General features: G+C 68.1%; 16 protein-coding genes. 13 read left to right on the forward strand and 3 right to left on the reverse strand.

The window, feature by feature from the left end:
* The first annotated feature begins 130 nt into the window (after positions 1 to 130).
* The 11 genes from purB to ACTHJF_RS11825 all read left to right on the forward strand — a co-directional run bounded on the left by purB (position 131) and on the right by ACTHJF_RS11825 (position 13237).
* A complete protein-coding gene (gene purB / locus ACTHJF_RS11775; protein ID WP_440267268.1) occupies positions 131 to 1498 on the forward strand; it encodes an adenylosuccinate lyase in 1368 nt (455 codons plus the stop codon).
* Positions 1499 to 1656: 158 nt separating this feature from the next.
* On the forward strand, positions 1657 to 2052 hold the full coding sequence (locus ACTHJF_RS11780; protein WP_440267269.1) for a GFA family protein: 396 nt from the start codon (positions 1657 to 1659) through the stop codon (positions 2050 to 2052).
* A gap of 68 nt (positions 2053 to 2120) precedes the next feature.
* Positions 2121 to 2867 (forward strand): type I methionyl aminopeptidase, encoded by a 747-nt coding sequence (gene map, locus ACTHJF_RS11785; protein WP_440267270.1) that lies wholly within the window; start codon positions 2121 to 2123, stop codon positions 2865 to 2867.
* A 152-nt stretch (positions 2868 to 3019) separates the two neighbouring features.
* Complete coding sequence (locus ACTHJF_RS11790) at positions 3020 to 3397, forward strand: BlaI/MecI/CopY family transcriptional regulator (protein WP_440267271.1); 378 nt, start codon at positions 3020 to 3022, stop codon at positions 3395 to 3397.
* Positions 3394 to 4626 (forward strand): M56 family metallopeptidase, encoded by a 1233-nt coding sequence (locus ACTHJF_RS11795; RefSeq protein ID WP_440267272.1) that lies wholly within the window; start codon positions 3394 to 3396, stop codon positions 4624 to 4626. Before ACTHJF_RS11790 ends, ACTHJF_RS11795 begins: the two co-directional genes overlap by 4 nt.
* Before the next feature lie 76 nt (positions 4627 to 4702).
* Positions 4703 to 6016, forward strand: a complete 1314-nt coding sequence (locus ACTHJF_RS11800; protein WP_440267273.1) for a hypothetical protein — start codon at positions 4703 to 4705, stop codon at positions 6014 to 6016.
* A gap of 272 nt (positions 6017 to 6288) precedes the next feature.
* Positions 6289 to 6906, forward strand: coding sequence for a transcriptional repressor LexA (gene lexA, locus ACTHJF_RS11805; protein WP_440267274.1), 618 nt, complete (start codon positions 6289 to 6291; stop codon positions 6904 to 6906).
* Between the two features lie 3 nt (positions 6907 to 6909).
* On the forward strand, positions 6910 to 7554 hold the full coding sequence (imuA, locus tag ACTHJF_RS11810; RefSeq protein ID WP_440267275.1) for a translesion DNA synthesis-associated protein ImuA: 645 nt from the start codon (positions 6910 to 6912) through the stop codon (positions 7552 to 7554).
* A gap of 9 nt (positions 7555 to 7563) precedes the next feature.
* A complete protein-coding gene (locus ACTHJF_RS11815; RefSeq protein WP_440267276.1) occupies positions 7564 to 8991 on the forward strand; it encodes a Y-family DNA polymerase in 1428 nt (475 codons plus the stop codon).
* On the forward strand, positions 8988 to 12203 hold the full coding sequence (locus ACTHJF_RS11820) for an error-prone DNA polymerase (protein WP_440267277.1): 3216 nt from the start codon (positions 8988 to 8990) through the stop codon (positions 12201 to 12203). The genes ACTHJF_RS11815 and ACTHJF_RS11820 overlap by 4 nt, the downstream gene beginning before the upstream one ends.
* 77 nt (positions 12204 to 12280) lie before the next feature.
* A complete protein-coding gene (locus ACTHJF_RS11825; RefSeq protein WP_440267278.1) occupies positions 12281 to 13237 on the forward strand; it encodes a restriction endonuclease in 957 nt (318 codons plus the stop codon).
* Positions 13238 to 13303: 66 nt separating this feature from the next.
* On the opposite strand, the gene ACTHJF_RS11830 is transcribed toward ACTHJF_RS11825, so the two are convergent.
* Positions 13304 to 15505 carry a DUF5916 domain-containing protein gene (locus ACTHJF_RS11830; RefSeq protein ID WP_440267279.1) on the reverse strand — a complete coding sequence of 734 codons (2202 nt, stop codon included), beginning with the start codon at positions 15503 to 15505 and terminating at the stop codon, positions 13304 to 13306.
* 133 nt (positions 15506 to 15638) lie between these two features.
* Here ACTHJF_RS11830 and ACTHJF_RS11835 point away from each other — a divergent pair, with 133 nt between their 5' ends.
* Positions 15639 to 16679: a sensor histidine kinase gene (locus ACTHJF_RS11835; RefSeq protein ID WP_440267280.1), complete on the forward strand. Its 1041-nt coding sequence runs from the start codon at positions 15639 to 15641 to the stop codon at positions 16677 to 16679.
* Entirely contained in the window at positions 16676 to 17446 is a 771-nt protein-coding gene (locus ACTHJF_RS11840; protein WP_440267281.1) for a LytR/AlgR family response regulator transcription factor, read from the forward strand. The genes ACTHJF_RS11835 and ACTHJF_RS11840 overlap by 4 nt, the downstream gene beginning before the upstream one ends.
* A 76-nt stretch (positions 17447 to 17522) precedes the next feature.
* Here ACTHJF_RS11840 and gstA read toward each other — a convergent pair whose 3' ends face one another.
* Together gstA and htpG are read right to left on the reverse strand one after the other, a co-directional pair.
* Positions 17523 to 18131: a glutathione transferase GstA gene (gene gstA / locus ACTHJF_RS11845; protein ID WP_440267282.1), complete on the reverse strand. Its 609-nt coding sequence runs from the start codon at positions 18129 to 18131 to the stop codon at positions 17523 to 17525.
* A gap of 141 nt (positions 18132 to 18272) precedes the next feature.
* On the reverse strand, positions 18273 to 20141 hold the full coding sequence (gene htpG / locus ACTHJF_RS11850) for a molecular chaperone HtpG (RefSeq protein ID WP_440267283.1): 1869 nt from the start codon (positions 20139 to 20141) through the stop codon (positions 18273 to 18275).
* Positions 20142 to 20212 lie beyond the last annotated feature (71 nt).

Raw genomic sequence — 20212 nt, forward strand, 5'->3', positions numbered from 1 at the left:
CTTTGGCTTTGATGTGGGTTCAAAACGAAGAGCATCGCCCGCGAGCGGGCTCCTACGACGGCAGCAGCGTGCGAGCCGTCAGGGCGGGCCGCCATGTAAAATGGCGGTTTTCCCGTTGCCGGAACGCCCGATGTCCACCCACGCCCTCACCGCCCTGTCCCCGCTGGACGGCCGCTACGCCAGCAAGGCCGAATCGCTGCGCCCGATCTTCAGCGAATACGGCCTGATGCACCGTCGCGTGCAGGTGGAAATCGAGTGGCTGCTGGCACTGGGTGCCGAGCCGGCGATCGCCGAGCTGCCCGCCTTCGCGCCGGCGCAGATCGCCACGCTCAAGGCGATTGCGGCGAACTTCAGCGTGGAAGACGGCGGCCGTATCAAGGCGATCGAGGCCACCACCAACCACGACGTCAAGGCGGTGGAGTACTTCATCAAGGAGCGCATCGGCGCCGACGCCGCGCTGGCCCAGGCCAGGGAGTTCGTGCATTTCGCCTGCACCAGCGAGGACATCAACAATCTCTCCTACGCGCTGATGCTGCGCGACGCCCGCACCGCGGTGCTGCTGCCGGCATTCGACAAGATCATCGCCACTCTGCGCACGCTGGCACACACCCACGCCGCGTTGCCGATGCTCTCGCGCACCCACGGCCAGACCGCCTCGCCCACCACGCTGGGCAAGGAACTGGCCAACGTGGTCGCCCGCCTGGAACGCCAGCGCAGGCAGCTCGCCGAGGTGGAGATCAGCGGCAAGATCAACGGCGCAGTGGGCAACTACAACGCCCACGCCATCACCTACCCGGAGCTGGACTGGCGTGCGTTTTCGCAGCGCTTCGTCGAAAGCCTGGGCCTGGACTACAACGCCTACACCACGCAGATCGAACCGCACGACGGCGTGGCCGAATACTGCGACGCGGTGCGCCGCGCCAACACCGTGCTGATCGACCTGGCCCGCGACATCTGGGGTTACATCTCGCTGGGCTACTTCAAGCAGGCGCTGAAGGCCGGCGAAGTCGGCTCCTCGACCATGCCGCATAAGGTCAACCCGATCGACTTCGAGAACGCCGAAGGCAACTTCGGTCTCGCCAACGCGCTGCTCGGTCATTTCGCGGAAAAATTGCCGATCAGCCGCTGGCAGCGCGACCTCACCGACTCCACCGTGCTGCGCGCGCTGGGCACCGCCTTCGGCCATACGCTGGTGGCGCTGGAATCGCTGGCCAAGGGCCTGGGCAAGCTGCAGGTGAACCCGGACCGCCTCGCCGCGGACCTGGACGCCAGCTGGGAAGTTCTCGCCGAAGCCGTGCAGACCGTGATGCGCCGCTACGGCCTGCCCGAGCCCTACGAGCAGCTCAAGGCGCTCACCCGTGGCCAGGGCATCACCCGCGAATCGATGCGCAGCTTCGTCGATGGTCTCGATTTGCCGGCGGAAGCCAAGCAACGGCTGCTGGAGCTGACGCCGGGTGGGTATGTCGGACTGGCCGAGGACCTCGCCAAGGACATCTGACCGCCTCCGCTTTCCAGCGACGTAAACGCCCCGGCTGCATGCTCGGGGCGTTCCTTTTTTGGCCAATCGCTTATCGTCCGACAGGGGCGCGCCACCGCCGGACGATCGGATTGCGTGCAGACTAGGTGGACCAAGGTCAGATGCCCGAGAGATCGATCATGACGAACCGTCTTGCCTCCTGCAGTTGTGGTCAGCTCACGGCCAAAGTGAGTGGCGACCCCGTGCGCAACTCGATCTGCCACTGCCTGGCGTGTCAGCGCCGTACGGGCGGTCCTTTTGCGCAGCAGGCGCGGTTTCACCGCAGCGACGTAGCCGTTGATGGCGACTCCACCGCGTACGCGCGAACCGGGGATGAAGGGTCCACATGCACCTTCCATTTCTGTCCGGTGTGCGGCGCCACGGTCTACTACGAACCGGACACCATGCCTGACTTCATCAGCATTCCGGTGGGCGCCTTCGCCGATCCGCAGTTTCCGACGCCTACGGTGTCCGTCTACGAATCGCGCATGCATCGCTGGGTGGTGCCTCCGGCGGAGGCGGAGCACTTCGATTGATCCGGGTCCCGCACGGCGCCGCGGTCGCCGCGCTGGGGTAACCTTTCGTGCCTGCAGTGGAGATTCCCATGACCATCGAAACCGAAGACGACGTTGTCGCGCTCAAGCGCATCGGCAAGATCGTCTCGTACGTGCTGCACGAGATGCTCGAGGCGGCCGAGCCGGGCATGACCACGCGCGAGCTCGATGCGCTGGGCGAACGCCTGCTCGAGCAGCACGGCGCGCGATCGGCGCCCAGGCTGACCTACGGCTTTCCGGGCGCGACCTGTATCAGCCTCAATGAGGAGGCCGCGCACGGCATTCCCGGCGATCGCGTGATCCGCGCCGGCGACGTGTTGAACGTGGACGTCTCTGCCGAGCTGGACGGTTATTTCGCCGACACCGGCGGCACGCGGGTGATACCGCCGGGTAACCCGCAGAAGACGCGCCTGTGCCACGCCGCGCGCACGGCACTGGAGCAGGCGATGAAGGTTGCGCGCGCGGGGCAGCCGCTCAACGGCATCGGCGCCGCCATCCAGCGCACGGCGAAAACCTACGGCTTGCGCGTCATCGAGAACCTCTCCAGCCATGGCGTCGGCCGGTCATTGCACGAAGACCCGGAAAACATTCCCGGTTACTTCGATCCGACGGACGAGCGCGTGCTCACCGAAGGCATGGTGATCACCATCGAGCCGTTCCTGTCGACCAAAAGCCGCATCGTCAACGAAACCGACGACGGCTGGACGCTAGTGGGTGCGCGCGGCAACCTGTCGGCGCAGTACGAACACACGATGATCATCACCCGGGGCGACCCCATCGTGGTGACGCTGCACTAAGCCACCGGATGCCGGAGCACCGCGAGATCGCCGACCGTCAATCGCGAAGGGAAGCGCGGCATACGCCCGTGGGGCCTCGCTGTCGCCTGCCTCGCATCTCCGTTGAACGTACCTGGCTTGCCTGGCCCCACCGCCCGTCGCATGCTGCGCGCATGAAAACGGTCACCCCCACGACGGCGGAACTGGCAATCCTCCAGGTGCTCTGGCGCAAAGGGCCATCGACGGTGCGCGAGGTGCACGAAGCGGTCTATGCGGACACCGATATCGGCTACACCAGCGCGCTGAAGATCATGCAGAACATGCTGGCCAAAGGCCTGGTCAGCCGTAGCGAGGAAGCGCGCCAGCACGTCTACGCTGCGGCCGTGTCCGAACGGCCCACCCTCAACCGGCTCGTGCGTGGATGGATGGACAGCGCGTTTGCCGGCTCTTCGCTGGCGCTGGCGATGCAGGCGCTCGATGCCCGGCCGGTGGCTCCGGAGGAACTGGCCCGGCTCAAGGCGATGATCGAGAAGCTCGAGGGCGGCGCGTGAACCTGTTCACCGCCGCCTATCTCGCCCGACTGGAACTGTGGGGCCTGATGGCTGCGGTCGTGCAGGGGATGCTGGTGATGTCGTCCTGGCTCGGCTGGGAGCGCGCGACCCAGCATGCCACAGCCGCGATGCGCCACCGGTTGGTTTGCCTGCACTTTGCCGCACTCGCCTTGTCGCCCGCGGTCACCATGGTGATCGTGCACCGGGCGGTGAGCGGTGCAGGCATTGCGCCACCGCAGGCGTCCTTGCTCGAGGAGCTCCCTCGTCAGATGGACGGCTATCGCTCCCTGCTCGCGCTCGCGTTGCCGCTGGCCGGCCTGTGGTTTCTGGGCGCGGCCGTGATGTCTCTGCAACTGGCACGTGATGCATGGCGTCTGGCTCGCCTCACACTCCACCCGGCACCGGCCAGTCTGCGGCAGAGGGTGCGCACTCTGGCGGTCGAGCGCATGGACATGGCCGTGCCCCCAGTGGAACTGGCCGCGGTAGCTTCGCCGCTGGTGGCAGGTGCACGGCGACCGCGCCTTGTGGTTCCCATCCGATGGATGCGCCTCCTGCCAGCGGAGCAGGAGGCGCTGCTGCTACACGAACTGGCCCACGTGCAGCGCCACGACTACCGCTGGAACCTGTTGCAGCGCCTCACCCTGGTTGCGCTGTGGTTTCATCCGGTGGCCTGGCTGCTCTACCGCCGGCTCACGCACGAGCGCGAGCTGCGCTGCGATGCACTGGCAGTCAGTCACGGCGCCGCCCCGCTGAAGCTCGCGCACGCTCTGCTGCGCCTCGCCGAGCACCGCGCGCCGCCTGCCCTGGCGATGGCGGCGGCGGGGGACGGCGATTTCGTCACGCGCATCCATCGGCTGCTCGGTGTCGACGCGGCGCCCACCCGGGCACCTGTCGGAGCGCGCGCGGCAGCCTTCGCGCTCTCGGCGTTGTGCTTGCTGGGACTGGCCGGTGGGCGACTCGGCCGGATCGATGGCTCGATGGCCGACCTGTATCACGCCAGCGCTTTCGGGCCGACCGTATCGGTACTTGCGCGTGACCCGGCCGGTACGTTTGCGCTGCGGATCAAGCGCGGCAAGGTGCTGGCCGCCACGGTGGGGGAGCAACCACTTTCGCACGACCGCATTCGCCAGCACGGCAGTCGCGTCACCCTGCTGGATGCCACGCGCAAGCCCATGTTGGCGCTGACCGTGACACCGCAGGACCGCATCGAATGGGAGGCGCGTCCATAGCGCGTGCAGTACCCGGTTGACTTACTACGATGCCCGTCGTAGAAACTACGATATCCATCGTAGAGGATGACGACCCATGGCCTCCCTTTCCACCTGGCGATTCCGTCGACAGCTGCTCGCCCTCAGCCTCGCGATGTTCGCGGTGCCGCCAGTCTTCGGCAACGTCGAGCCCGCCAGCGCGCACCGGATGTTCCAGGAAGCGCAGGCGATCTGTGCACGGGATGCGGGCGCCTTCTGGGGCCACGACCTGTGCGGCCCGATGCTGCTGGTGGATCCGGCCGACCGCAGCGCTGTCGCCAACCAGCTCGATGGCCAGGGCACGTTCAGGCCGTCGGGCCAGGTGTTCGTCGGCACGTTGCCGCAGACGGTGATCCTGGCGAACACCGCAATCGAATGGTCCGGCATCCGCTGGAGCGAGATCCTGTGGCCCTTGCCCGAGGACGCGGACCAGCGGCACGTGATGCTCGCGCACGAAATGTTCCATCGCATCCAGCCGGCACTGAAGATGGTGCTGAGGGAAGGCGACAACCGGCACCTGGATACGCTGCAGGGCCGCTACCTGATGCAGTTGGAGTGGCGCGCCCTGGCCGCCGCCTTACGCGCCCCGGACGCGGCCACGCGCAAGACTGCCATCGGCGACGCCCTGCTGTTTCGTCGTGAGCGCTATCGCCTGTTCCCGATGGCCGCGAGCAACGAGAACGACCTGGAGTCGAACGAGGGCATCGCCGAATACACCGGCGTGCGGCTTGGCCTGGCGACGCCGCAGGCGCGCATCCGCTATGCGCTGCACGACCTGGCCGTGTTCGTGCACGCCCCGACCTTCGTTCGCTCGTTCGCATACGCCACCGGTCCGGCTTACGGTCTGCTGCTGGACCAGACCGACTCCGGCTGGCGCCGCCAGCTCGGTTCCGGGCAGCGGCTGGATCAGTTGCTGGGCAATGCCGCGCATCTGCCGTCACCTGCGTTCGCCACGCTCAAGGCGCGAGAGGCGGTTTACGACGATGGCACCCTGTATGCCGGCGAAGTGCAGCGTGACGAAGCGCGCCGCGCCCATCTCGCCGCGTTGAAGGCGCAACTGGTGGACGGCCCAGTGCTGGTGCTGCCGCTGCGCCACAGCAGCTTCCAGTTCAATCCGCAGACCCTGGTGCCACTAGGCGACCTGGGTATCGTCTATCCCACGATACGCCTGGACGACGACTGGGGCGTGCTGGAGGTGGACGCCAATGCACGGATCGATCAGCAGGCGAAGATCGCCACGGTATCGGCTGCAGATATCGACTCGTCCAAGCTCCACGGCCGCGGCTGGAAGCTCACGCTGAAGCCGGGCTGGACCGTCGCCCCCGGAACCCGCAAGGGCGACCTGGCGGTAAAGCGCAGCGCGAGCCCCTGAGCACGACGCGGCCTGCCTGGGCGAGGAATCCCTCGGCCACCGGGCTGCCGGCAGGCAGCGCGGTGCGATGCTCCCGGCGCAGATCGTAGGGATCGGTCCGGCAGCCCTCCTATCGAAGTGCCGAACGGGCACGGTCCGGCGTGCTGTCTCGTGCGCGCATCCGTGCCTCATCGCAGGCCGCCCACGCCCGTCGCAGCCGCTGAGAGGCACGCGCGCTCTGATGCCTGCGCCGGCTCTTGGCATCCGACCGCAAAGGTGAAATTATTTACACCATGTCGCTCACCACCCGCCAAGCCGAGGTCCTCGCTTTTCTGCACCAGCATGCGGCGGCGCAGGGCATGCCGCCGACGCTGCAGGAGATCGGCGCGGCCCTGGGGATCGAGCACGTCAATGCGGTGGTGAAGCATCTGCGCGCGCTGGAGGCCAAGGGGCAGATTGCGCTGCTGCCGAACCGGGCGCGCGGTATCCGGCTGCTGGATGCCTCGCCTGCCCCGGCACCTGCCGACGACCTGCTCGCGCTGCCGCTGATCGGCCGCGTGGCGGCGGGCGCACCCTTGCTGAGCGAAGCGAGCACCGAGCGCGTGCTGCGGCTGGATCCGGCCTTGTTCAAGCTGCGCCCAGACTACTTGCTGCGCGTGCGCGGCGACTCGATGCGCGACGACGGCATCCTCGACGGCGACCTGATCGGCGTGCATGCCACGCCCGTGGCCGAGCACGGCCAGACCGTGGTGGCCCGCGTGGGTGATGGCTTCACCGTGAAGCGGCTGTACCGCAAAGGTCGCCAGTTGCGCCTGCTGCCGCGCAGTGTCGGTTACCAGCCGATCGATCCCGACCCGCGCGAGGACTTCGCCATCGAGGGCCTGTTCGCCGGCCTGATCCGGCAGGGTTGAGCCATGGGCGATGTGTTGTCCGGTGCGGTGCTGTCACCTCTGTTCGATGCCCGCCGGCTCTGGCGCGGCCGTGCGCGGCCGGCCGGCGGGGGGGCGCCCGATGGTGTGCCCACCGGTTGGGTGCCACTCGATGTCGCCCTGCCCCAGGGTGGCTGGCCGGCGCATGCGCTGAGCGAGATCCTGCTGCCGCTGGACGGTGTGGGCGAGCTTGAGCTGGTGCTGCCCGCGCTGGCTTCGCTCGCCACCCGCCAGCGCCCCGCGATGGTGGTGGCGCCCCCCTATGTACTCGGGGTGGACGGCTGGTCGGCGCGCGGCGTAGACATGCGTCACGTCACCATCGTGCGTGCTGGCTCCGCCAGCGATGCGCTGTGGGCGATGGAGCAATGCCTGCGCAGCAGCGCCTGCGGCGCCGTGCTGGGCTGGCCTGGTGAGGCCGACGAGCGCGCGCTGCGCCGGCTGCAGGTGGCGGCGGAAAGCGGGCACACGCCGGCCTTCCTGTTCCGCGACCGCCGCCACGCCGCGCACGCCTCGCCGGCCGCCCTGCGCATCGAGCTGGAGACCCAGCCGCAGCCGCAGTGGCGGGTGCGCAAATGCCGCGGCGGTCAGCCGCCGGCGCAGGCGTTCGTGCTGGCCCGCGCGGGCGCATGAGGTCGCGTCATGCTCTGGGCCTGCATCACCCTGCCGCATCTGGCGTTGGACACGCTGCTGCGTCGCCGCCCGCCGGAGGACACCGCTCCATTGGTGGTGATCGACGGCCCGCTGCAGGCGCGCCGCGTCCTCGACGCCAATGACGCCGCGCGCGCGACCGGCATCCACCCTGGCCAGCCGCTGACCACCGCGCACGCGCTGCTCGCCCGCTTCGATGCCGTGCCGCACGACGCCGCGCTCACCGCGCGCCAGCACGATCTGCTCGGCGCCTGGGCCTATCGCTACAGCGCCGAGGTGCTGCAGTTGCCCACCGCCATCGCGCTGGAAGTGCAGCGCAGTCAGCGCCTGTTCGGCCCCTGGCCGCAGTTCCAGCAGAAGTTGCGCGACGACCTGGCCGCGATGGGTTTTCGCCACCGCCTCGCGCTCGCTCCCACGCCGCTGGCCGCGCGCGTGCTGGCCAAGACAACGGACGGCGCGGCGCTGACCACGAACGAACAACTCCGCACCGCGATGACCAGGCTGCCGCTCGTCCATGCCGGGCTGCCCGACGGGCTGGACGAGGCGCTCGCGCGGATGGGCGTGCAACGCCTCGGCGCGCTGCTGGCGCTGCCGCGCGACGGCCTGCGCCGACGCTTCGGCGCAGGCTTGCTCGACCATCTGGACGACCTGCTCGGCGAACGCCAGTTGCCGCGCCCGCGCTACCAGCCGCCGGACCGGTTCGAGGCGCGCATCGCGTTCAATTTCGACGTGGAGCAGCTGGCTTCGCTGGCATTTCCGCTGCGCCGGCTCACCGGCGACCTGGCCGCGTTTCTCGCCGGGCGCGACGGTGGCGTGCAGCGTTTCACGCTGAGCCTGGGCCATCGCCGCCAGCGGCCCACCCACGTGCCGGTCGGCCTGCTGCAGCCGGAACGCGACGCCGCCGCACTGTTCGAGTTTGCGCGCAGCCGGCTCGAGCGCATCACGCTCGCTCACCCGGTGGAATGGCTGCGCCTGCGCGCCAGCGAGCTGCCACCGTTCGTGCCCGGGCGGCGCGACCTGTTCGACGTGCGCCCCGAGCACGCCATCCCGCTCGAGCACCTGCACGAACGCCTGCGCGCGCGGCTGGGCGACGACGCCGTGTACCGGCTGGAGGCCACCGGCGATCCGCGGCCGGAGCGCGCGCAGCGGGTGGCCTCTCCCGATTCGCGCGCCGCCACACCCGGCATGCATCCGCGCCCCACCTGGCTGCTGCCGCAGCCGATCCCGCTGCGCACGCGGCACGTGCGCGTGCTGGCGGGCCCCGAACGCATCGAAAGCGGCTGGTGGGACGGCGGCGACCTGCGCCGCGACTACTACGTGCTGGAAACCGCCGAAGGCCAGCGCGCCTGGGCGTTCTGTCCGCCCGGCGAGCGCCCGGACGAACGCAGCGGCTGGATGCTGCATGGCTGGTTCGCATGAGCCGGGATCACCGCCCCCGCCTGCGCGTGGCCGCCTCGCATGACGCGACGGCCGCATCGGCCTCGCCCGCTTCCTCGCCGCTGCCATCCGCGCCCGCGCCGCCGCCCGGCTACGCCGAACTGCACTGCCTGTCGCCTTACTCCTTCCAGCGTGGCGCCTCGCATGCGGAAGAACTGTTCGCCCGCGCGCAGGCGCTGGGCTACACCGCGCTGGCGATCACCGACGAATGCTCGCTGGCCGGCATCGTGCGGGCGCTCGACGCGCAGGACGCCACCCGCCCGACCAAGGACGAACCGCCCGCCGTGCGGTTGATCGTCGGCGCCGAATTCCAGCTCGACGACGGCCCGAAGTTCGTGCTGCTGTGCGAAGACCATGCCGGCTACACCCGGTTGTGCCGCGTGATCACGCAAGGGCGCCGTCGCGCCGACAAAGGCACGTACCGGCTGACCCGCGCCGACTTCGCCCACGGCCTGCCCGGCACGCTGGCGCTGTGGTTGCCCGATGCCAAACCCGAGATCGAGCACGGCCACTGGATGGCGCAGACCTTCGCCGGCCGCTGCTGGCTGGCGGTGGAACTACACCACGGCCCGGACGATCGCCAGCGCCTGCACGCACTCACCGAGCTGGCCGCCGCGCTGGACCTTCCGCTGGTCGCCAGCGGCGACGTGCACATGCACGTGCGCAGCCGCCGTGCGCTGCAGGACACGCTCACCGCAATACGCCACCGCCAGCCGGTGGCCGACATCGGCGGCAATCTGTTTCCCAACGGCGAACGCCACCTGCGCCGGCGCGAGGTGCTGGCGGCCAATTACCCCGCCGCGTTGATGGACGAAACCCTGCGCATCGCCGCACGCTGCACCTTCGACCTGCGCACCATCCACTACCGCTACCCGAAGGAACTGGTGCCCGAGGGCCACACAGCCGCCTCGTGGCTGTGCCACCTCACCGAAGCGGGCATGCGCTGGCGCTGGCCTGACGGCGTGCCTGAAGACATCCATGCGCAGATCGAGCGCGAGCTGGCGCTGATCGGCCAGCTACAGTACGAGGCCTACTTCCTCACTGTGGCCGACATCGTGCGCTTCGCGCGCAGCCAGGACATCCTCTGCCAGGGCCGCGGCTCGGCGGCCAATTCGGCAGTGTGCTTCGCGCTCGGCATCACCGAGGTCAACCCGGGCAAGATCGACCTTTTGATGGAGCGCTTCATCTCCGCCGAGCGCAACGAGCCGCCGGACATCGACGTCGATTTCGAGCACGAGCGACGCGAGGAAGTGATCCAGTACATCTACGCCAAGTACGGCCGCGAACGCGCCGCACTTGCCGCCACGGTGATCCGCTATCGCGGCAAGAGCGCGGTGCGCGACGTGGCCCGCGCGCTCGGCCTGCCGATGGACCAGGTGAACCAGCTCAGCCGCGTGTTCGCCCGTGGCCAGGGCGAGACGCCGCTGCCGGTGCTGCTGCGCGAAGGCGGCTTCGATCCGGACAGCCCGCTGATCCGCCGCGTGCTGCAGCTCACCTTCCAGCTGCTCGACTTCCCGCGCCACCTCTCACAGCACGTGGGCGGCTTCGTCATCAGCGACGCCGCGCTGGACAGCCTGGTGCCGGTGGAGAACGCGGCCATGCCCGATCGCACCATCATCCAGTGGGAGAAGGACGACCTGGAGTCCATGCGCATGCTCAAGGTCGACTGCCTCGCGCTGGGCATGCTCACCTGCATCCGCAAATGCCTGCAGTTGCTGCGCACCGAGCGCGGCCGCGACTTCCCCACCCTCGCCTCGCTGCCGCAGGAGGACGAGAAAACCTACGAAATGATCCGCCGCGCCGAGACCGTGGGCGTGTTCCAGATCGAAAGCCGCGCACAGATGGCGATGCTGCCGCGGCTGCAGCCTAAGAAGTTCTACGACTTGGTGATTCAGGTGGCGATCGTGCGGCCCGGGCCGATCCAGGGAAACATGGTGCATCCGTACCTGGAGCGCCGGCACGGCCGCGGCGAGCGCATGCAGCACCACCCCAGCGTGGCGGCGATCTTCACCAAGACCGAGGGCGTGCCGCTGTTCCAGGAGCAGGTGATGAAGCTGGCCATCGTCGCGGCCGGCTACACCGCCGGCGAGGCCGACCAGTTGCGCCGCTCGATGGCCGCGTGGAAGCGCCACGGCGGCATGGAACCGCATCGCGAACGCATCACCGCCGGCCTGCTCAAGCTCGGCTACAGCGACGAATTCGCTGCGCAGCTGTTCGAGCAGATCAAGGGCTTCGGTTCGTACGGATTTCCCGAATCGCACGCGGCCAGCTTCGCCAACCTGGTCTACGTCAGTTGCTGGCTCAAATGCCACGAGCCGGCCGCGTTCGCCTGCGCCCTCTTGAACTCGCAGCCGATGGGCTTCTATGCACCCAGCCAGATCGTGCAGGAATTGCAACGCATCGGCCGCGTCGCCGTGCGTCCGGTCGACGTGCGCCACAGTCACTGGGATTGCACGCTGGAAGATGACCCGCGCAACGCCCGCGGCCAGCCCGCGCTGCGCCTGGGCCTGCGCATGATCAACGGGCTGAGCGAAACGGCCGCCCGCGCCATGGTCGCGGCGCGCGAGCAGCGCCCCTTCCGCGACGTGGAAGACCTCTGCCTGCGCGCCGATCTCAATCGTCACCACCGCGAGGCGCTGGCCGAAGCCGGCGCCCTGCGCGGCCTCGCCGGCCATCGCCACCGCGCGCGCTGGGCGGTCACCGGCGTACAGGCACAGCTGCCGCTGTTCGAAGGCCAGGCCAGCATGGAAGCCACCGCTGCGCTTCCCTTGCCCAGCGTCGCCCAGGACACCGCCGCCGACTATGCCGCCACCGGTCTCAGCCTCGGTCCGCACCCACTGCGCCAGCTGCGCGCCCGACTGCGCGCGCGGCGCTGCCGCGATTCACGCGAACTGCTGCACGCCCCGCACGGCAGCCCCGTGCGGGCCGCCGGTTTGGTGATCACCCGCCAGCAGCCGGGCACCGCCAGCGGCGTCATTTTCGTCACCCTGGAAGACGAGCACGGCCCGATCAACGTGATCGTCTGGCAGCACATCGCCACCCAGCAACGCCGCCCCCTGATCAGCTCCCGCCTGCTGATGGTCGATGGCCAGTGGCAACACGTCGACGGCGTACGCCACCTCGTCGCCCACCGCCTCACCGACCTCAGCGACCTGCTCGGCAAACTGCAGGCAGGGTCGCGGGATTTTCATTAGCGGCGAAGCAAAAGCCGCGGCCGATGCGATGGCTCGCCGTATAGTGGTGAGGGCCAAGGAGCACTCAGGGGGAGTCAATGGCGAAGAGAAATCAAAGCGGCATCGCGTTCGTAGCGTCGATGCCATGGCCGGTCGGCATAGCGCTCGGCTTCATCGCCTATCTTGCCGTCCGCTACGGCATCGGCTGGTATTTCACGACATCGCACAATCCGTATTTGTCCGGCCTCGGCGATGCAAGCGCGAAAGGCATCTACGCACCGATCGGCTGGATGCTGCTCGGCGGATACTGGATCGCTGCCACTGCGTCGTTCTTCGGCCAAGCCAAGCGACGCGTGCTACTGGACACCCAAACCGGCACCGACAGCCTGCGTCGCATGGACTGGAAAGAGTTCGAAATGCTCGCCGGCGAGGCGTTCCGCCGACAAGGTTACGTCATCGCCGAAAACGGCCTGGGCGGTGCCGATGGTGGCATTGACCTGATCCTTCGCAAGAACGGCAAAACCACGCTGGTGCAATGCAAGCAATGGCGTACGCGGCAAATCAGCGTCAACGTGGTGCGCGAGATGTACGGACTGCTGACCCATCACCGCGCCGACGCGGTGAAGATCGTCGCGCTCGCCGATTACACCGCCGACGCCCGACGCTTTGCCCAGGGCAAACCCATAGAGCTGGTCGACGGCAACGCGCTCGTCGCCACCGTGCGTTCGGTACAACGCCCGAAGATGCAGCGGCCGCGCTTCATCGATACGCCCAAGGCACTGATCGGCACCATGGCTCTGGGCCTGCTTGTGATTGCTGTGCTAAACCGCGCCACGCGCCCCGCACCGCCACCTGCCAACCCATATCCGGCACAAGCCGCCGCTCCCACACCTGCCGCACCACCGCGCTATTTGCCACCCGCAGCACGCGTGCAAGCAGCCCCGGTGCACGATTACAGCCAAACCCTGCAAACCGACGCCGAGCTGCGCGATTGGAAGCGGCGCAACGCCGAGGCGATGAAGATCCTCGAAAAGACGACCAAGGAAGTGCCCTGAGGCCTGCGCAAGCATCAGCAATTAGCCGCCAACTGACGGCCCTGCCGCGAGGCATCCGCCGCCGGCTCACCCCCGAAACGTGTAGGACGCCTTCAGATAGATCTCCCGGCCATCGCCACCGATCGCCGGTGCTGCGGGCTGCTCGTTGCCGGAGCGCACGCCCCAATACAGCTGGCAGTTTCTCGACACGTCCCAGTTGAACTGCAGGCTGGCGGTGCGGCTGCGGTAGTGGTTTACCTCGGGAACGTCGCGCGCGCTCGCATAACGCTGCCAAGTGAGCAGCGCAAAGAAGCGTGCGTTGAAGTGCCAGGTGCCGATGAACTGCGTGGCCGTTTCGATCAGCCGTTGCGGTTCGCCGGCCTCGCCGTGCAGGACGTTGCGGTCGTACTGCACTTCCAGCTCCAGCCGATCCAGCGGGCGTGTCAGCACGCGCCATCCGAGCGTGGTCGAGGGCACCACGTCGCCGCTGGCGTAGTCGACGACATCCCCGCGTTGGCCGGTGAAGGCCACCAGGGGCACCCATCGCCCCGGGCTCGCACTGAATTGCCAGGCAAGGTAGCGGGTGCGTCGCGCGTGGCCCTGCGCGTCGAGCACCATGGCGTGCGGGTGCCAGGAGATATCGGCGGCGAAGCCCTTGTACCCGGCCAGCACCAGGCCGGGTGCGGCGTCCGATTCGCTGCCGCGGTTCGAGCCCAGCCCACGCAGGCGGTCCACCGACACGTACGGCTCAATGGTGTTGAGCCATTTTTCCGTCGAATAGAACGGGCGGTAGTACTCACCGTGCAGCGACTGGTAGCCCACGCGCGGCACATAGCCCAGCCAGCTCCGAAAACCCGGGGAGTACCGCTCGTAGCGCAGCGACCAGACCTGGTCGGTGCTGTGATCCCACTGCAGCAGGGCCGCCGAACCCTGCACCGTCTGACCATGCCAGCTTGGGGCAAGGTCCGGCCGATCCGGGTTGCGCGTGTGCGAGGCCAGCCATTGCCCGGTCACACGATCGGTATCGCTGGACCAGGTGGCGTCGCTGCCGCCGACCAGGTTGCGGCTGCCGTCGTCGTTGCGCTTGGCTGCCACCAGGCCGCCGACATCGCCGTGTGCGAGCGTGCTGCGCAGGCGCGCGAAGGCATCGTCGGAATCGAAATCCGGCAGCACCAGCGTGGAGCCGAGAAAGCCCGGCTCGATGATCGCCGGCCGCCCGCCATCGCGGGCACCGAAGGCGGTGTATTCCAGCCCGGCCGAGCGCTGGGTGTAGCGCAGGCCGTAGTCGGGTGCGGCGATGCTGCGCGTATAGACGGCCGGAATCGCCGTCTTCACCAGGTCGGCCCCTTCGCGAAAGAACGGCCGCTTCTCCGGCAGGTCCAGGGCAAAGCGCTGGTTCGCGGTGAGCTGCGCGGAGTCCGCTTCCACCTGGGAGAAGTCAGGCCGTACGGTGAGGTCGAGCGCCGCACCGTCACGCGGCAGCCATTTGGCGTCGAGGCTGGGTTGCAGGCGGACGTCGTCGGCGTGGCCAAAGCTGCCGCGATCGCGACGACGGGTGATCGTGCCGCTGGGCGTCACGATCAGGTGTTCGGACTTGGCCTTCAGGTCGGGAAACACCACCGTGCCGGCATAGCAGAGAAAGCAATTCGAGTCGTGCGGAAACGGGGCGCTGGCCATCTGCGTGTTCTGATCGCGCGGCACGCCGCGCGTCACCACCACCGCCCACCGCTGCAGGCCGCTGCGCGAGATGCGCAGGGTCGACAAGGGAATCCGCATCTCTGCGCTCCAGCCGCGCGCGTCGATGTGCGAGGCGACCTCCCAGTCGTAGTCAGGATCGAGCGTCTCGGTCTCCTGCGCCTCGTTCTGGTAGCCGTCGGTGCGTGCGCCGCGCGCGTTGACGCGGAACAGGTACGAACCGCGTCGCGAACCCTGCGGATCGAGATAGATCTGCACGTAGTCGTGGGTGGAATTGACCTTGTCGCGTCGCACGAACGGCGTTCGCAGCTCTCTGGGATGTTTCAGCCATAGGCGAAACCCCACGTAAAGAAAATCGTCGTCGTACGCCAGGCGCACCTCGGTGCGCTCGGGTGCGGGCACCAGCGAGCCAGGATAGGTCTCGTAGAAGCGGTCGATGACCTGCGCCGAGGTCCACACCGGCTCATCCAGACGTCCGTCAAGGTGAATCGGCCGCGTCGTGCGCGTGGCCGTGATCGAGGTGGCAACGGCGGTCGCGTGCAACGACATCGCCAGGGTGAAGAGCAGTAGTCCAATGAACCAGCGCATTCGCATGAGGTGTCCAGCACAAGGGGAGCCTCAGCAATCGCAAAGCGGCGCGGCGCCAGTCAAAGACTTTTCGCCGAGCGGTAGCCGCGGCTCGGTGAGCGGCCTTGCCCTCGCCCAGGCCGTGCCGCAATCTCATTCCATGACGCCGCACCGACCGCACACCCTGCTGCTCGCCACGCTCGCGCTGTGGACCATGGCCTTCGTCGCCTGGACCGCCGACGCGCTGGTCGAGCCGGTGCCCTTCGCGATGGAGCGGGCGCTGCGTCGGCTGCCGCTGTGCGTGCTCGGCGCGCTGCTCTGCCTCGCGCTGGGCCGGTGGCTGGTGCGCGCGAGCGGCCGCGGCGCCTGGCACGTCGGCCTGGCCGCCGCCGTCGGCGTGATCGCGGCCAGCATCGTGTACGCGCTGGCCAACGAGCTGCTGCTCTACGTCATCGCACCGCACTGGGGCCCGGCGCGCTGGGTGCACATTCCGGATGTGGCGATGCTGGTGCTGTGGGTGTTCACCGCCTGGACGCTGCTCTACTTCGCGCTCGCCGCCGATGCCCAGCGCCGCGACCGCGAGCTTCGACTGGCGCAAACCAGCGCCGCGGCCATCGACGCGCAACATCGGCTGCTGCTGCTGCAGATCAATCCGCACTTCCTGTTCAACGCGCTGAACACCGTCTACGCACTCGTGCTCGACCGGGAGAACGCCCGCGCGCAACGCAGCCTGCTCGCGTTGTCGGCGTTCCTGCGAAGCGCAATCGAACACGACCGGCCGCAGCAGGTGTCGCTGGCGACCGAGCTGGAATCGCTGCACCACTACCTGGCGATCGAACTGGAGCGATTCGGCGATCGCCTGCAGCTGCAAGAGGCCATTCCCCCGCAGTTGCTCGATCGGCAGCTGCCGCACCTGATCTTGCAGCCGCTGGTGGAAAACTGCATCAAGCACGGCCTGGCCGACACGCGGCACCGCATGACCATCCGCCTGAGCGCCGCCCCGACCGACGAGGGCTGGATGCTGAGCGTGGAGGACGACGGCCGCGGCAGCCTCGAAGCCGGCGCGCCCGCGTCCGGCATAGGGCTTCGCAACGTGGCGCAACGGCTCGCCCTGCTGCACGGCGCCGCGGGGCGACTGGTAGCCCGCGGAAGCCCCGATGGCGGCTTCGTGGCGAGCATCTACCTAGGCGCGCAACCGTGAGCAGCCGACTGCGCGCGCTGATCGTCGACGACGAGGCCCCCGCGCGCCGCGCCATGGAGCACATGCTGCAGGAGCTACCGACGGTGGAAGTCGCCGGCACGGCGGGCGACGGAATGCAGGCGTTGGAATGGCTGGCCCAGCACGGCGCGGACCTCGTGCTGCTGGACATCGAGATGCCGGTGCTCGCCGGGCTCGATCTAGTCACGCGCATCTCGCCCCCGGTCAGCCCCGCAGTGATCTTCGTGACCGCCTATGCCCATTACGCCGCGCAGGCGTTCGAGGTCGGCGCCACCGACTACCTGCTCAAGCCCGTCGACCCGCAGCGCCTGGCGCAGGCTATCGAGCGCGTGGGTGCCCAACGGCGCATGCTCGACAACGCCCAGCGCATCGATGCGCTCGAACGCGCCCTGCAGGCCGCAGGCCGGCGCGGGCAAGCGGTCGCGCCCGAACAGGTCTGGGTGGATCTCGGCAGTGGCCGGCTTCGCCTGGCGCTGGCGCAGATCGAATGGTTCGCCGCCGACGGTGACTACGTGCAGGCGCATACCGCCGAGCGGAGTTACCTGATGCGGGACAGCCTCTCGCATCTCGAACGAACACTGGGCGCGGGCTTTCTGCGGGTGCACCGCTCCACCCTGGTGAACATCGACGCGGTGCTTCGCATCACCACCGGCACCGGCGGCCAGTTGCTGCTGACCATGCGCAACGGCGCGGAGCTATCCGTGGGCCGGCGCACGCGTAAGACCGTTCGCGACGTGCTCGGCACCTGACGTACGCGAAGCCGCGGGATCTTCCCGTTCGCGTTCCGTGCTGGACACCCTCCAGCATGTTCGCCGCGCGGCGGTCCTACTTGAGCAGCCCCTCGGCGCGCATCGCGTCCTGCACCGCCGGCCGCTCCGCAATGCGGCGCTGGTACTGGGCCAGGGCCGGGAACGAACCCAGGTCGAGGCCAACCCGCGCAGCCCACTGGGTCACGGTGAACAGGTAGGCATCGGCGACGGTGAAGTGTTCGCCCAACAGGTACGACTGCTTGCCAAGGATGGCTTCGATATAGGCGTAGCGGCGCGTCAGGTAAGCGCTCCGCTCGGCCCGGGTCTCGTCCGGCGTCGCCGGATTGAACAGCGGGCTGTAGCTCTTGTGCAGCTCGGAATTGATGTAGGTGAGGATCTCCTGCAAGCGGTAGCGCGCCAGCGTGCCGTGGGGTGGCGCCAGCCCACTCTCGGGCTTGAGATCGGCCAGGTACTGCACGATCACCGCGCCTTCGGTGAGCACTTCGCCGTCATCCAGGCGCAACGCCGGCACATAGCCCTTGGGGTTCACCTCCATATAGTCCTCGCCTGAGGCAGTGACCTTGGTGGCGCGATCCACCTTGTCCAGCATGATGGCGATACCGGCCTCGTTGGCCACGATGTGCGGCGACAGCGAGCAGGCGCCGGAAAGGTAGTAGAGCTTCATGCGGTGTCTCCTTGGTGAGCAGGCGGTTGAGCGTGGTGGTACCGGGCGGGACACGGAAGGTCAGTGCGTCGCCTCGGCCCGTGGAAACGAAGAGCCCGCCAGCTGGCGGGCTCTTCGTTTTGCGGTGCGAGCGGCGAGCGATCAGCCGAGCAGCACGCGGTTCATGCGCTGCACGAACGCGGCCGGATCGGGCAGCTGCGCGCCGGCGGCGATTTCCGCCTGCTCCAGCAGCAGCGTGGCCAGGTCGCGCGCCTTGGTCTCGTCCGTCTCGGCCTCGACCCGCTTGAGCAGGGCGTGTGCCGGGTTGATCTCCAGCGTGGGCTTGGAGTCGGGCATGGCCTGGCCAGCTTCACGCAGCAAGCGGGCCAGATGCGGAGCCATTTCGTAGTCGCTCAGCGCGAGGCACGAGGGGGAATCGGTGAGGCGAGCGGACACCTTGACCTCGCCCACGCGATCGCCGAGCAGCTCCTTGAGCTTCTTCAGCAGCGGCTCGGCGGCCTTGGTGGCCTCCTCCTGCTTCTGCTTGTCGGCCTCGTCCAGCGGTACGTCGCCTTTGGCCACGCTCTTGAGCTTCTTGCCCTCGTACTCGCTTAAAGACCCGATCATCCACTCGTCGATGCGGTCGGACATCAGCAGCACTTCGATGCCCTTGGCCTTGAACGCTTCCAGCTGCGGGCTGCCGGCGGCGGCGGCGTAGCTGTCGGCGGTGATGTACCAGATGGCGTCCTGGCCCACGGCCATGCGGCCGATGTAGTCGTCCAGCGAGACGTTTTGCGCGGTGCCCTCGCCCTTGGTACTGGCGAAGCGCAGCAGCTTGGCGATGCGCTCGCGGTTGTTGGCGTCCTCGCTGATGCCTTCCTTGAGCGTGTTGCCGAAGGCCTTGTAGAAGGTGGCGAACTTCTCCGGCTCGTCGCGGGCCAGCTTCTCGATGAGGTCGAGCACGCGCTTCACGCAGGCGCCCTTGATGCGGTCGAGCTGACGGTTCTGCTGCAGGATTTCGCGGCTGACGTTGAGCGGCAGGTCGTCGGCATCCACTACGCCGCGCACGAAACGCAGGTAGTTCGGCAGCAGTTCCTCGGCCGCATCCATGATGAAAACGCGCTTGATGTAGAGCCTGAGGCCCTTGCGCTCGTCGCGCCCGCCCATCATCAGGTCGAACGGCGGCTGCTCGGGCAGGTACAGCAAGGTGGTGAAGCTCTGGCTGCCTTCCACGCGGTTGTGCGTCCACGCCAGCGCGTCGTTGAAGTCGTGGCCGAGCGACTTGTAGAAGCTCTGGTAATCGTCGTCGGAGATCTCGCTCTTGGGCTTGGTCCACAGCGCCGAGGCGGCGTTGGTGCTCTCGAACTCGCCGGTCGGCTTGCCGTCCTTCTCCACCGGGGTGCGAATGGGGAAGGCCACGTGGTCGGAGTACTTGCGGATCAGCGACTTGAGCTGCCAACCCTTGAGGAACTCGTCCTCGTCGGCCTTCAGGTGCAAGGTCACCGCGGTGCCACGCTGCGGCGCGTCGACCGCCTCCAGCGAATACTCGCCCTTGCCATCGCTCTCCCACTTCACGCCTTCGGCTTCGGGCGCGTCGGCACGGCGGGTGACCACGGTGACCTTGTCGGCCACGACGAAGGCGGAATAGAAACCCACGCCGAACTGGCCGATCAGGCGCGCGTCGGCCTTCTGCTCGCCGCTCATCGCTTCCAGGAAGCGCCGGGTACCGGAGCTGGCGATGGTGCCGATGTTGGCCACCACTTCGTCACGGCTCATGCCTATGCCGTTGTCGCGCACGGTGATGGTGCGCGCGGTCTCATCCCAGCCCACGTCGATATGCAGCTCGCTGTCGCCGGCGGACAGCGCGGGATTGGCAATGGACTCGAAACGCAGCTTGTCGCAGGCATCGGACGCATTGGAGATCAGCTCGCGCAGGAAGATTTCCTTGTGCGAGTAGAGCGAGTGCGTGACCAGGTGCAGGACCTGGGCGACTTCGGCTTCGAACTTGCGGGTTTCGGCGGGTGCATTCATGCGTGATGGTTCCTTCGGGTCTTGCGTAGGGTCTGAAATTTCTTTGCCGTCATCCCCGCGAAAGCGGGGCT

Source organism: Dyella sp. (genome assembly GCF_051962475.1).
Lineage (GTDB): Bacteria > Pseudomonadota > Gammaproteobacteria > Xanthomonadales > Rhodanobacteraceae > Dyella_A.